This window comes from Streptomyces sp. NPDC022552 (assembly GCF_055561875.1).
The window spans coordinates 524,566-537,650 of the sequence record NZ_JBVHGJ010000001.1; the positions used below are offsets into that span (position 1 = coordinate 524,566).

General features: G+C 71.7%; 13 protein-coding genes. 11 read left to right on the top strand and 2 right to left on the bottom strand.

The annotated features are described in order from the left end of the window. The first annotated feature begins 71 nt into the window (after positions 1–71). Positions 72–1,040 (top strand): GDP-L-fucose synthase family protein, encoded by a 969-nt coding sequence (locus ACZ3OF_RS02445; protein ID WP_467302218.1) that lies wholly within the window; start codon positions 72–74, stop codon positions 1,038–1,040. A gap of 19 nt (positions 1,041–1,059) precedes the next feature. On the opposite strand, the gene ACZ3OF_RS02450 is transcribed toward ACZ3OF_RS02445, so the two are convergent. Further along, complete coding sequence (locus ACZ3OF_RS02450; protein ID WP_467302817.1) at positions 1,060–2,535, bottom strand: sugar transferase; 1,476 nt, start codon at positions 2,533–2,535, stop codon at positions 1,060–1,062. 336 nt (positions 2,536–2,871) lie between these two features. On the opposite strand from ACZ3OF_RS02450, the gene ACZ3OF_RS02455 reads away from it, so the two are divergent. The 3 genes from ACZ3OF_RS02455 (at position 2,872) to ACZ3OF_RS02465 (ending at position 6,009) form a co-directional block, all read left to right on the top strand. Continuing rightward, on the top strand, positions 2,872–3,849 hold the full coding sequence (locus ACZ3OF_RS02455; protein WP_467302220.1) for an LCP family protein: 978 nt from the start codon (positions 2,872–2,874) through the stop codon (positions 3,847–3,849). Positions 3,850–3,964: 115 nt separating this feature from the next. Continuing rightward, entirely contained in the window at positions 3,965–5,500 is a 1,536-nt protein-coding gene (locus ACZ3OF_RS02460; RefSeq protein WP_467302221.1) for a glycoside hydrolase family 71 protein, read from the top strand. A gap of 35 nt (positions 5,501–5,535) precedes the next feature. Further along, a complete protein-coding gene (locus tag ACZ3OF_RS02465; protein WP_361666680.1) occupies positions 5,536–6,009 on the top strand; it encodes a hypothetical protein in 474 nt (157 codons plus the stop codon). A 69-nt stretch (positions 6,010–6,078) separates the two neighbouring features. Here the strand turns inward: ACZ3OF_RS02465 and ACZ3OF_RS02470 are convergent, their stop codons facing one another. Beyond that, a complete protein-coding gene (locus tag ACZ3OF_RS02470; RefSeq protein WP_352189376.1) occupies positions 6,079–6,501 on the bottom strand; it encodes a DUF350 domain-containing protein in 423 nt (140 codons plus the stop codon). A gap of 221 nt (positions 6,502–6,722) precedes the next feature. On the opposite strand from ACZ3OF_RS02470, the gene ACZ3OF_RS02475 reads away from it, so the two are divergent. The 7 genes from ACZ3OF_RS02475 to ACZ3OF_RS02505 all read left to right on the top strand — a co-directional run bounded on the left by ACZ3OF_RS02475 (position 6,723) and on the right by ACZ3OF_RS02505 (position 13,005). Beyond that, on the top strand, positions 6,723–7,259 hold the full coding sequence (locus tag ACZ3OF_RS02475; protein ID WP_361666679.1) for a DoxX family protein: 537 nt from the start codon (positions 6,723–6,725) through the stop codon (positions 7,257–7,259). A gap of 454 nt (positions 7,260–7,713) precedes the next feature. After that, entirely contained in the window at positions 7,714–9,318 is a 1,605-nt protein-coding gene (locus ACZ3OF_RS02480; protein WP_361666677.1) for a phosphodiester glycosidase family protein, read from the top strand. A gap of 150 nt (positions 9,319–9,468) precedes the next feature. Further along, entirely contained in the window at positions 9,469–9,669 is a 201-nt protein-coding gene (locus ACZ3OF_RS02485) for a DUF5988 family protein (protein ID WP_361666675.1), read from the top strand. A gap of 128 nt (positions 9,670–9,797) precedes the next feature. Next, the gene (locus tag ACZ3OF_RS02490) at positions 9,798–10,757 is read left to right on the top strand and encodes an NmrA/HSCARG family protein (protein ID WP_361666674.1); all 960 of its coding nucleotides are present in this window, start codon (positions 9,798–9,800) and stop codon (positions 10,755–10,757) included. Positions 10,758–11,018: 261 nt separating this feature from the next. After that, positions 11,019–11,447, top strand: a complete 429-nt coding sequence (locus ACZ3OF_RS02495; RefSeq protein WP_467302227.1) for a DNA polymerase ligase N-terminal domain-containing protein — start codon at positions 11,019–11,021, stop codon at positions 11,445–11,447. Then, positions 11,444–12,367, top strand: coding sequence for a non-homologous end-joining DNA ligase (gene ligD / locus ACZ3OF_RS02500; protein WP_467302229.1), 924 nt, complete (start codon positions 11,444–11,446; stop codon positions 12,365–12,367). The genes ACZ3OF_RS02495 and ligD overlap by 4 nt, the downstream gene beginning before the upstream one ends. A 224-nt stretch (positions 12,368–12,591) precedes the next feature. Continuing rightward, positions 12,592–13,005: a CBS domain-containing protein gene (locus ACZ3OF_RS02505; RefSeq protein ID WP_361666671.1), complete on the top strand. Its 414-nt coding sequence runs from the start codon at positions 12,592–12,594 to the stop codon at positions 13,003–13,005. The last annotated feature ends 80 nt before the right edge of the window (positions 13,006–13,085 follow it).

Here is a 13,085-nt window from a genome sequence, read left to right on the forward strand (position 1 = left end):
ATGATGTGATCCGAGCAGAAAATCCGGATCTGGTGTACTGCGGTCCCGCTCGGCCTGGCATGATCCGGGCCATGACTGAATCGACGAGCGCCTCTCCGAGCGCATCGACGTCGTACCTGCCCGAGCGGGCCCGGATATTCGTCGCGGGACACCGCGGCCTCGTCGGCTCCGCGATCACCCGCCGGCTCGCCGCCGACGGGCACGAGGTGATCACCCGGACCCGTGCCGAGCTCGACCTGCGGGACGCGGCGCGGACCGCCGCCTTCCTCGCCGAGACCCGCCCCGACGCCGTGGTGCTCGCCGCTGCCAAGGTCGGCGGGATCATGGCGAACAGCACCTACCCGGTACAGTTCCTGGAGGAGAACCTCCAGATCCAGCTCGCCGTCGTCGCCGGTGCGCACGCCGCCGGAGTCCGGCGCCTGCTCTTCCTCGGCTCGTCCTGCATCTACCCCCGTCTCGCCCCCCAGCCCATCAGCGAGGACGCGCTCCTGACCGGCCCGCTCGAGCCCACCAACGAGGCCTACGCGCTCGCCAAGATCGCCGGAATCGTCCAGATCCAGGCGTACCGGAAGCAGTACGGCGCGCAGTACGTCTCCGCGATGCCGACCAATCTCTACGGCCCCGGCGACAACTTCGACCTGGAGACCTCTCACGTCCTTCCCGCGCTGATCCGCCGCTTCCACGAGGCCCGCGAGGAGGGGCGGGACGAGATCACGCTCTGGGGATCCGGCAGCCCGCGCCGCGAGTTCCTGCACGTCGACGACCTCGCCGCCGCCTGTGCCGTTCTGCTGCGCGGCTACGACGGCGACGAGCCGGTCAACATCGGCTGCGGCGAGGACCTCACCATCCGCGAACTGGCCGCAACAGTCGCAGAAGTGACGGGTTATCAGGGCCGGATCGCCTGGGACACGAGCAAGCCCGACGGCACCCCGCGCAAGCTCCTCGACGTCTCCCGGCTCACCGGTCTCGGCTGGAAGCCCGCCATCGCCCTGCCGGACGGGATCGCCGCCACCTATGCCTGGTGGCGGGAACAGCACTGATCTCATGCGCGGCGGCCCGTCAGTACGCTCCGCGACCGTCGACGACGGCGCGGAACGTACGGGCCATGACATCCACATCACTCGTGAACGACCAGTTGTCGACGTAGTGCAGATCGAGCTCGACGGTCTCGTCCCACGACAGGTCCGAACGGCCGCTGATCTGCCACAGTCCCGTCATCCCCGGCCGCACCGCGAGGCGGCGCAGCTCCACGTCCCCGTACCGGGCGACCTCGTCCGGCAGCGGCGGACGCGGCCCGACGAGGGACATCGAACCGAGCAGCACATTGATCAGCTGGGGCAGTTCGTCGAGTGAGGTGCGGCGAAGCAGCCGGCCCACGCGGGTCACCCGCGGATCGCGGCGCATCTTGAACATCAGCCCGTCGTGCTCGTTGGCCCGCTCCAGCTCCGCCTTGCGGGCGTCGGCGTCCAGGAACATCGTGCGGAACTTCCACATCACGAACGGCACGCGGCCCTGGCCTATCCGCACCTGCCGGTAGAAGACCGGCCCTTGCGAGCCCAGCCGGACCGCGGCACCGATCGCCAGGAAGACCGGCGACAGCAGAAGCAGCCCGAGCGCCGCTCCCGCCCGGTCCATCGCGGACTTCAGGAACGGCTGCACGCCGCTGCGCAGCGGCGGAGCGACCCGGAGCAGTGCGAGACCGGCGGCCGACGTGGTCTCCAGGCGTTTGACCGCGCACTCCACCAGGCCGGGCGCCAGGGCGAGTTCGGTCCCGGCGTCATGCAGTCCCCAGGAGAGCCGGCGCAACCGCTCGCCCGCCATCAGAGGGCCCGCCGCCACCAGGACGACGTCAGCCTCCAGCTCGCGGGCGGCGTCCAGCACCTGCCGGGTGTCACCGTCCGCGGCCTCCGGCATCGGGACAGCGAGCCGCGCGGCCACCGGGGCGCCGGTGCGGACGGCGCCCTCGCCGATCGCGACGATCCCCACCACCACGTACGGATGCTCGGTCCGCCCGGCGAGATGCTCGGCCACGTCACCGGCGGCAGCGGGCTCACCGAGGACCAGCACGCGGGTCACCACCTGCGCCTCGCGGCGCGCGGCCACCAGGTGACGCCACGTCAATTTTGAGCAGGTCAGGGTCAGTACGGGCGCCGGAAGCAGCGCGGCGAGACAGAGGATCGCCGGGTGGTGCAGATCGGCGGCGGCCCGCAGGACGGCGAGGACCCCGAGCAGGATCAGCCAGTCGTGGAGGACGGGCAGGCTGCCTCGCGACTCGCCGAGCTCGCGCCGCGCGTACCGTCGGCGCATGGACCGCACCGCGGCCCAGGCGACAGCGGCCACGAGGGCGCTGGCATAGGCGTACGGCTGGCGCTCGACGCGCAGTATCAGCGCGACCGGCAGCCCCACGCCGAGCACGTCGACGGTCAGCGCGGCGACCGGATACCAGCTCGCCTTGGTGCGAGGGCGTGTCGCTGTAACCGCTGAACCGGCAGCGGTTCCGGTGGAGTTGGTCTCAGTTGTGCGGGCATGCCACATGTACCCCCCAGGCACGTGTCGACGTTCGCCACCCTGTTCGTCGACCCCCTGATCGACGAACAAGCGTCGCAACGCCGGAACAGTACGACATACATGCGCACGTCCGCTGCAGTTCACGCGAACGACCTCAGAAGGCGATGGCGTATTCATCTCGTGACGTGAGGGCCGGTGTGGACACGGCCGAGCGCATGATACGTCTGTTCAAAGGGAGTTGACGCACGTGGGGCCATGGAAGGAAGAGGTGGGAGCGTGTCGGAGGGGGAGCAGGTCACGGAGGGGGAGAGAGCCGGCACTGTGGCGGAAAGCACACCGTCCGTCACGCCCCGCAAGCGCCGAGTGAGCCCGAAACGCGTCCTGTTGGTGGCGCTGGCCCTGCTCGGGATCGGGATCCTGATGCTCGGCGGTGCCGGCTGGTGGGCGGTCGAGCACTACACCGGGAAGGTCGACCGTATCCCGGGCGCGTTCCCGACCCACGTACCGCCGGCCGAACAGCCTCCACCCTCCAAGGGCGGGCAGACCTTCCTCCTCGTCGGTGTCGACAGCCGCTCCGACCTGCCGACCACCGGGCGCGACGCCAAGGCGCCGTCCTGGACGTACGGAGCCCAGCGCAGCGACACGATGATGCTCGTCCACCTGCCGGCCGACCATTCCAACGCGTACGTCGTGTCGCTGCCCCGCGACTCCTGGGTCGACATCCCCGGACACGGCACCGCCAAGCTCAACGCCGCCTTCTCCTGGGGAGGTCCGCCGCTGCTCATCGACACCGTCCAGCGCCTCACCGACGTCCGCGTGGACCATCTCGCGATCATCGACTGGGAGGGGTTCAAGGAACTCACCGACGCGGTCGGCGGGGTCGACCTGCGCGTGGACGGCACGGTCCGCCACATGAACGGCACCCAGGCGCTCGTATACGTCCGCGAGCGCAAGAACCTTCCCCGCGGCGACTTCGACCGCACCCACCGCCAGCAGAACTTCCTGCGCGCCGTCCTCACCAAGACGATGACCACGCGCAACCTCACCAACCCCGTCCGGGCGACGGAACTGCTCGACACGCTCACCGCAAGTGTCAGCGTGGACGACCGGCTCAGCGACGCCGACCTGCGCGAACTCCTCTGGGACAACCGGTCGGTGAGGCCCGGCGACATGGTCTTCATGAACGCGCCCGTCGCCCGCACCGCGATGATCAAGGGTCAGTCCGTCGTCCTCCTCGACCGCGGCGGATCCGACGCGTTGTGGGCGGCGATGCGGAACGACACCCTGGCCGCGTACGTCGCCGGTCACCGCACCGACCGCCTCGGAAGCGGTACGCCGTAGGCTCGCGCGGCCGGTCCGCCACACGCCCGACGGTGGTTGTTCCCCCGTCCGCCATCGGCTGTACTACAGCCAGCCCGCGGCTCCGCGGCAGCCGCGACCGACCCTAAGGACGCCCATGGCGGACAAGTCCTCCGCCCGGACCACCCACCGGGCTCCGCGACGGCGTCGGCTCGCCACGGGAATCGGCCTCGGCGTCCTCCTCGTCGGGGCCCTGGCCGGCATCGGCGCGGCGAACTCGCTCCGCGCGAACGCCCCCGCCGAGGCGACCGCCACGCCCCCGAAGGCGTACAGCACCGCCCTCCCCTTCGACCTGCCGTCCACCGCCGAACTGCGCCGCTCGGACAAGCTGGTCCTCGCCCACTACTTCACCCCGTACCCGCTCTCCCTGGACAACGAGCCCGCCGAGCGCGACTACTACGCGCGGAACTACCTCACCCCGGACGGAGAGAAGGGCAGACACCAGGCCTACGGAGGGCTGTTGCGCGACCGCCCGATCCCGGCCGCGCCCGAGGCAGGGGACTGGGAACTGGCGCATCTGCGCCAGGAGGTCCGCACCGCCCGCGACGCCGGACTCGACGGCTTCACCCTCGACCTGCTCTCCGAGACCGGACGCAACCGGGACCGCGCCGAACTGCTGCTCCGCGCCGCCCACGAGGAGGACCCAGGCTTCCGGATCCAGCTCATGCCGGACATGACGGCCCTGACGTCGACCACCCCCGCCGGCCTCGCCGATTCGCTCGCGCAACTGGCCAAGAGCCCCTCGGCACACCGGCTCCCCGACGGACGGCTGGTCGTCTCCCCCTTCAAGGCCGAGGAGAAGGACCCCGACTGGTGGCGGCGGATGATGGGCGAACTGGAGGCGCGGCACGGCATCCGCACCGCCCTCGTTCCGCTCTTCCTCGACTTCACGCCGGAGCGGGACGCGTACGCGGCGATCAGCCACGGACTCTCCGAATGGGGCGCCCGCAGCGCCGGCCGCCAGGCGGGGGCGGTTGCCGACGCCGAACGGGCCCACCGGCTCGGGAAGATCTGGATGCAGCCGGTCTCCGTCCAGGACACCCGCCCCAACCAGGGCGTCTACGACGAGGCCGGCAACACCGAGACCCTGCGCGCGAGCTGGGGAGCCGCCATCGACTCCGGCGCGGACTGGGTCCAGCTCACCACCTGGAACGACTACTCCGAAGGGACCCACGTCGCGCCCTCGCTGCACAACGGCTACGCGTACCTGGACCTGTCCTCGTACTACCTGACGCGGTTCAAGACCGGTGCCTGGCCGAAGATCCTGCGCGACACGCTCTATCTGACCGCACGGGTCCAGTTCGCCGACGACCTCCCGCCCGCCGCGCGCCAGCCGCAGGTGATACGGCCCCGCGAGGGCACCACGGACCCCCGCGACACCGTGGAGGTCCTCTCCTTCCTCACAGCCCCCGCCGACATCCGCACGAGGACCGGTGACACGGACAGCGGCTACCGGGCACCGTCCGGTGTGCACGCGCAACTGTTCCCGCTGCGTACGGGACACAGCGCGGCGACCGTCGTACGCGCCGGGGCGACCACGACGAAGGTCACGACCCGCTACCCGGTCCGGCGGCCGGTCGACAAGCAGGACATGCAGTACTACGCCGTGACGAGCGGCCGCAGCCAGCGCTGAGCGCGGTTGTCAGTGGCGGGTCCTAGCGTGGGGGCATGACGAAGAACCGGGGGACCTTCGAGGCGGTGACGGGCGACGATCCGCCGCTGCCGGAGGGAGACAGGGAGCAGCGATCCCGTGAGGTACGGGCCGCGGTCGAGGGGCTGCTCCAGATACGGCGGCTGACCGGCGGCCACGGAGGCGGCGATCCACGGCAGCGGCCCGCCGAGTGGGAGCGCAGACAGCCCGTCCGGGCGGTGGCACTCGCCCTGGAGGCGGCGGGCGTCGCGCCCTCCGCGGTCGACGCCGCGGGCGGCCGGACGGCGACCGGGTACCGCGTCACGGCCGGGGAGCGGCCCGGCACCGCCGTCGTGGAATGGGTGGGGCCGCCCGGAGGGGGAGCGGTCCAGGGGGAGGAGTCCGCCCTGGGCGCGTGCGTGCCCGTCCTGGAGCGGCTCGGCTGGGAGGCGCTGCTCTATCGGGGGCCGCGCCGCAGACGGTTCCTCGAGGTCGAGCCGATGGGGCACTGAAGGGACGGCCCCTGGCGGCTCGGCTCGTTTCGGGTCGGCTCGGGTCGGCTCGGCTCGGGTCGGCTCGGATCAGGCGATGGAGGCGGAGACGATCGCCGAGACCGCGATGTTGCACGAGGCCGTGACCCAGACCGCCGGGTGGGGCTGGGGGTCGACGAGGGTGGCGCCGAGCTTGCCCGGCGTGACCAGGTCCACGACCAGGAACGCCACGGCCATCATGACCAGGCCGAGCAGGCCGAAGGCGGCCGTCGAGGCGAGGCCCTTGCCGAAGTCGTCGTACGTCGTCCATATGGAGGTGAAGACGATGCCGCCGATGCCGAGCAGCGCGGAGCTCAGGAGCGTCGCCGCGTTGCGGTTGCGCTCCTCCCAGATCTGCCGGCCGAGCTTCCCCGGCGTGAGCAGGTCCACGAGGACGATGCCGAGGATCAGCAGCACCACGCCGAGGGCGCCGTAGGCGGTGGCCCGGCCGAGGCCGTTGACGATGTCGCTCATGTGTTGCCGGCTCCGAGGGGAGGGATCGTGAATGATCGCGGTCAAGGACCGGCAAAATGTAGCGCATGCGTCCTGGCCCCCTGCCGGGTGGCCACCCGGCGCGCGGCGGGACCCGCGTGGCACGGAGCGTTCCCTGTATGGAGCAACAACGCACCGGCCCCGGCCCTCGGAGAGGTGACAGTAGAAGTCGTACGGCTTCGGCTCTGCCCAGGGAGACCCAGATGACCACCCTCAACCGACGCGACATCGGGCTGTTCGTCCTCCGGGTCGGCACCGGCGCCGTCCTCGCCGCACACGGCACGCAGAAGCTGTTCGGCTTCTTCGGGGGAGGCGGACTGGAGGGGACCACGAAGGCGATGGAGGCCATGGGCTTCCATCCGCCCCGCGAGAGCGCCATCGCCGCGGGGCTCGGCGAGACGGGAGGCGGGGTCCTGCTGGCCCTGGGCCTGGCCACCCCGGCCGCCGGCGCCGCCGCGGCCGGAGCGATGGCGGGCGCGGTCTCCGTCCACGCCCCGGCCGGCTTCTTCGCCCAGGCCGGTGGCTACGAGTACCCGGCCTTCCTGGGGTTCACCGCGGCCGCCATCGGTGTCGCGGGCGCCGGGCGCTACTCCCTCGACCACGCCACCGGTCACGTCCTGGACCGCCCCTGGGTCGTCGCCACCGCGTTCCTCGGAAGCGCCCTCGCGGCCGCCGCCGTCGTGGGCCGCCGCGCCCAGGCGCGGAGCGCCGCGGCGCACGAGGAGGACAGCGCCGACTGAACCGGGCTCTCTCCGGCGCGGCGGCTCCCCGGTAAGTCCGGGGAGCCGCCGCGTTTCTGAGCGTGCGGACGCTCGATGCACCCGAACACCCCACTGACTCCCATACCCCCACACATCCATCGAAGCGCGGCTTCCCGCCCATGCGGCGGGGAGCCGCGCCGCGCGTTCCGGCGCCAGCCGCGCGGTGCCGAACTCGGCGCCGGTGACGGGCTGTCGACGACCGAGCCCCACAACCCCTCCTCGGCACGGGCCCTTCCCTCCCCCGAAACCTTTGGGGGGTGCGCTCGTCATGACGGTGTGTGAGCCGCGGGGCTCATGCGCGTCGTTGAAACGATGCGAGCCCACCTGGAGAAGACCCTTCCACCGAGCTGCCTCGTCCGTTGCACTAGGAGTCATCTTCCGGCAACTGACTGCGCTTTGCCTTGCCTTACGTTCCTACGACGGAAGGACGCTCATGCAGCGCAAGTCCCTCTCCCTCCTGGCGGCGGCTGCGACGGTTCTGGGCACGGCTTCGGCGGTGCCCGTCGCGGAGGCGGCGCCGCCGCAGAGCTCCGCGGCCGCCAGAGCATCGGCCGTCGCCCGCACCCCGCACCCGTTCATCCCGAGCGCTCCTTCGGTGAGCACGACCGTGGCGCCCGGTGTGACCCTGACCTCCACCTCGTACGGCAAGCAGAACGCCGACGATCGGTGGACCGTGCATGTCTATCTCCCCGCGGCCCCCGACGGCCCGCTCCCGTCCGCGGGGACGGCCCTCGGCCCCCGGGCCACCGCCGACCGGGTGGCCACGGCGCTGCGCGAGAAGGGGTTCGAGCCCCGCGTCGAAGAGGTCGTGGCCCCGGCGTTCGCCGACCGCCGTCCCGGCACGCTGGGCTGGACCGTCCGCGTCGGCCTCCATGCGAACGAAGCCGACGCGACGGCGCAGCTGAACCGGATCAAGTCCGCCGGTTTCGCGGGCGGTACGCGCTACACGGCGCAGGATGGCACCGACAAGCAGGCACCGCAGAAGGTGCATGTGCTGCGCCTGGACTTCCGTACGTTCAAGGGCAGCGTGGGCACGGACTTCGGGCCGAGGCTCAACGGCACGGAGACCCTGACCGACCTCATCGCCTCCACGGGCGCGCTCGCCGGCATCAACGCCCAGTGGTTCTACAACCAGGCACCGGCCGGTCTGTACGTCAAGGACGGCAAGCTGCTCGGCTCCGCGACCCAGGGCCGGGCGGGCCTCAAGGTGACCAACGGCGGCCGCTCCTTCGCCGTGGACACGTACACCGCGCATGTGACGCTCAAGACCGGGACGGAGACCGTCGAGGTCGACGGGGTGAACCGGGTGCCCGGTGACGTCTGGAACTGCGGCGGTGTCGGCGGCGACCTGCCGACGCAGAAGCCGCAGCACGACCTGAAGTGCACCGACAGCAGCGAGCTGGTGCGCTTCACCCCGGAATGGGGGAAGCCGCCGGCCGGAGCGGGCGCGGAGGCGGTGCTCGACGGCGCCGGCCGCGTGACGGCCGTGAACACCTCGCGCGGCGCGAGCGTGCCCGACGGCGGGTCGACCGTCCAGGCGACCGGCGCGAGTGCGGAGTGGCTGCTGAGCCACGTCGTGGTCGGTCAGACACTGACGTTCTCCGAGCGGGTGGAGGACGGCAGGGGCCGTCAGGTGCCGCTCACCTCGGACACGACGATCCTTCAGGTCGGCCCGGCCCTGGTACGTGAGGGGAAGGTGTCGGTCAACGCCCAGGCGGACGGCATCATCCGCGACGGCGCGGACCAGACCTTCACGTACAACTGGACCCTGCGCAGCAACCCGCGCTCGATGGTCGGCGTGGACGACCTGGGCAGGCTGATGCTCGTGGTCGTCGACGGCCGGCAGGCCGGGTACAGCGAGGGGCTCGGCGTCCCGCAGGCCGCTCAGCTGATGAAGCAGCTCGGCGCCCGCCAGGCTATGAACCTCGACGGAGGCGGCTCCAGCGTCCTGGCCACGGCCCGGTCGGGCGTCGTCAACCGGCCCTCGGACGCGACGGGCCAGCGCTCGCTGGGCAACGTCCTGGTCGTCCGCCCCTGACGACGCCCGTCCCCACGGCCGGCCGCGTGCGGACCCTCCCCGCGCGCGACCGGCCGTCGCCCGCAGGCCCGGCCCGCACGGTGGCACGGCGGCCGCCCCGACAGACGCTTCCCGCGTGCGACGTGCGGCGAGTGTGGCAAGACTGGTGCCATGGCGCACAAGGTGTTTCTGGAGGGCGGGCCGAACGATCTCCCCGAGCGGATCGTGGAGGTCGAGACCCCGGGCGAGGACGTGAAGCTCCCGCATCTCGGGGGATACGAGCACTTCAGGGAGACCCCGCGCCGTGAGGACACCGCCGCGGGGACCCTGCGGGTGTACGAGTGGTGGGAGCGTACGGAGATCGCCGAGTAGGCGACGCGTCCGAGGCGTCCCCTTCGAACCGCACCCTTCCCACCACGCATGACGCATACCGGCCCGCGCCCCGGGCACGCGCTGGGGAAGAGGTCGACGCGCGCGGGATATGCGAGGCGAATCGAGTCATGTCCGACAAGAAGATCATCACGGTGATCGGAGCGACCGGGAAGCAGGGCGGCGGACTCGTCCGTGCCGTCCTGGCCGACCCGGACCAGGAGTTCGCGGTACGAGCCGTCACGCGGCACCCCGACGGGGACGCGGCGCAGGAGCTGAAACACCTCGGCGTCACCGACATCGTCCACGGCGACATCGACGACCCGCCCAGCCTCGCCCCGGCCTTCGAGCACGCCTACGGCGCCTTCCTCGTCACCCCCTTCTGGGAGCACATGTCCGCCGCCAAGGAGAAGGACCAGGCCTTGGCGCTCGCCCGGGCCGCCTCGCACGCGGGCGTGCAGCACGCCGTCTGGTCCACGCTGGAGGACACACGCGCGTGCATCCCGCTCGACGACGACCGGATGCCCACGCTCCAGGAGCACTACAAGGTGCCGCACTTCGACGCCAAGGCGGAGGCCGACCGCTACTTCACCGACGAAGGCGTACCGACCACCTTCCTGCGCACCACCTTCTACTGGGACAACTTCCTCGACTTCTTCCCCCCGCAGCGCGGCGAGGACGGCACGCTCCAGCTGAACCTCCCGATGGGAGACCACCGGCTCTCGGGCATCGCCGCCGTCGACATCGGCAGGACGGCGCTCGCCGTCTTCAAGCGGGGTACGGACCTCATCGCCGCCACGGTGAGCATCGCCGGGGAGCACCTCAAGGTCGCCGACCTCGCCGCCGCGCTCGGGGAGGCACGCGGTGAACCCGTGCTGTACCGGCCGCTGACGCCGGACGCGTACCGGGCGCAGGGGCACCCGGGCGCGGACGAGGCGGGGAACATGTTCCAGTTCTTCGCCGACTGCGAGGAGCCCTACATCAGGGCCCGCGACCTCACCGCCGCCCGGGAGCTCAACCCCGCGCTGGAGAACTTCGCCGACTGGCTCGCCGCGCACCGGGACGACGTCCGCAACGCCTGGCAGAGCTGACCTCGGCGGGCCCGTGGACCTCACCCGCGACCTCACCCTCGACCTCGACCACCCGACGGCGGGAGACGCACATGGCGCCCCAGCACGCGGAACTGGCGGAGTACCGCCGGCGCAGGGACTTCTCGAAGACGACGGAACCGGAGGACACCACCGCGACGGAGCCGGGTGAGCGACCGTCCTTCGTCGTCCAGATCCACGACGCGACAGCGATGCACTTCGACTTCCGGCTGGAGGTCGACGGGGTCCTGAAGTCCTTGGGCGGTGCCCAAGGGGCCGTCGACCGACCCGCACGACAAGCGGCTGGCCATGCCCACCGAGGATCACCCCCTGGCGTACCGGGAGTTCGAGGGCGTCATCGCCGGAGGGGAGTACGGCGCCGGCACCGTGATCGTCTGGGACGAGGGCACGTACCGAAATCTCTCGACGCGACGGGACGGACAGACGGAGATCCCGTTCGCGCAGGCCCTGGCGGACGGCCACGTCTCGTTCTGGCTCGACGGGCACAAGCTGCGCGGTGGCTGGTCCCTCACCCGCTTCCGTACCGACTCGGACGGTGGGCGGGAGACATGGCTGCTGGTCAAACGCTCCGACGAGCGCGCCTCCGGAGCGGGCACGCCCGACCCCCGGCGCGCCCGCTCGGTGCGCACCGGTCACACGCTGGGGCAGATCGCCGCGGGGAGGACGGCATGACCGCCCCGCAGAAGATCCGGGCGGGCCGGCGCACGGTCGAGGTCCGCCGGCCGGAGAAGGTGCTCTTCCCCGAGGACGGCATCACCAAGGCAGACCTGGCGACGTACTACCGCACCGTCGCCCGCCGGATGCTGCCGCATCTGCGCGGCCGCCCCCTGATGCTGGAACGGCACCCGGACGGCATCGGCGACCGGGGATTCATGCAGAAGGACATCCCCGACCACTTCCCGGACTGGGTCCACCGCGCGGAACTGCCCAAGGAGGGCGGCACCGTGACGTACGTCCTGTGCGACGACACGGCCACCCTGGTCCTGCTCGCCGGTCAGGGCTGCATCACCCCGCACCGATGGCTCTCCCGGGCCGACCTGCCGGACCGGCCCGACCGGCTTGTCTTCGACCTCGACCCGTCCGACGACGACTTCACGCGGGTCCGCGATGCCGCGCGGTGGCTCCAAGACCTGCTGGACGAGCTGCGACTGCCCTCGCAGCTGATGACAACCGGCTCACGCGGCCTGCACGTGAGCGTCCCGCTGGACCGCGGCGCGGCCTTCGACGACGTACGGGCCTTCGCCGCCGACGTCGCCGGTGTCCTCACCGCCCGCCACCCCGACCGGCTCACCACCGAGGCCCGCAAGAAGGCGCGGGGCGGGCGGCTCTACGTCGACCTCCAGCGCAACGCGTACGGGCAGACGGCTGTCGCGCCCTACGCGGTACGCGCCCGCCCCGGCGCGCCCGTCGCCGCGCCGATCGCCTGGGGCGACCTGGACGACCCGGGGCTCGACGCCCGGCGCCGGACCCTCGCCGACGCGGACCGACTCCTCAAGGACGACCCCTGGACCCCCGCCCCGCGCCCCCGCTCCCTCGCCGCGGCGGCGGACCGCCTGCGCCGCGTCGCCGAGGGACATGCCGCACGCGCATGACCGTGACGTTCGGGGACGGGGCTTTCGGAAACACGCGGGGCGTCGGGCCAGTCCCGGTGAGGCGCCACCGGCTCAGCGCGGCACCTCGGACCGTGTCCGCAACCGCAGGGTGAACGAGCGCACGCCCATGCCCTCCGGCCGGAGCCCGTGGCACGGTTGGCGGTGACGTGACGGGGAAGTCGCCGTGGGAACCCCGCACCACGGAAACGAATCAGGCGATATCCATGACCACCGCACGTGACCTGATGACGGCGGACGCCACCTGTGTCCGCGCGAGCGAGACCATCGTCGAGGCCGCGCGGAAGATGGCGGACCTCGGCGTCGGAGCCCTGCCGATCTGCGGCCCCGACGAGAAGCTGCACGGCATGCTGACCGATCGCGACATCGTCGTGAAGGTCATCGCCCAGGGCAGGGACCCCGCCACGTGCACGGCCGGCGACCTCGCGCAGGACTCGATCGTCACGGTCGCCGCGGACGACACCGCCGAGCAGGTGCTCCGCGTCATGGGCGAGCACAAGATCCGACGCGTACCCGTCATCGACCACCATGTCCTCGTCGGCATCATCGCCCAGGCGGACGTCGCCAGGACCCTCTCCGAGGGCCAGGTCGGCGACTTCGTCGAAACCGTCTCCACCTAGTCCCGACCTGACGCCTCCTGCCCGGCCGCCGGTCGCTCTCCCGATCCTCGACGCGCTGACACCGCTTGCCGTCCGGGCGG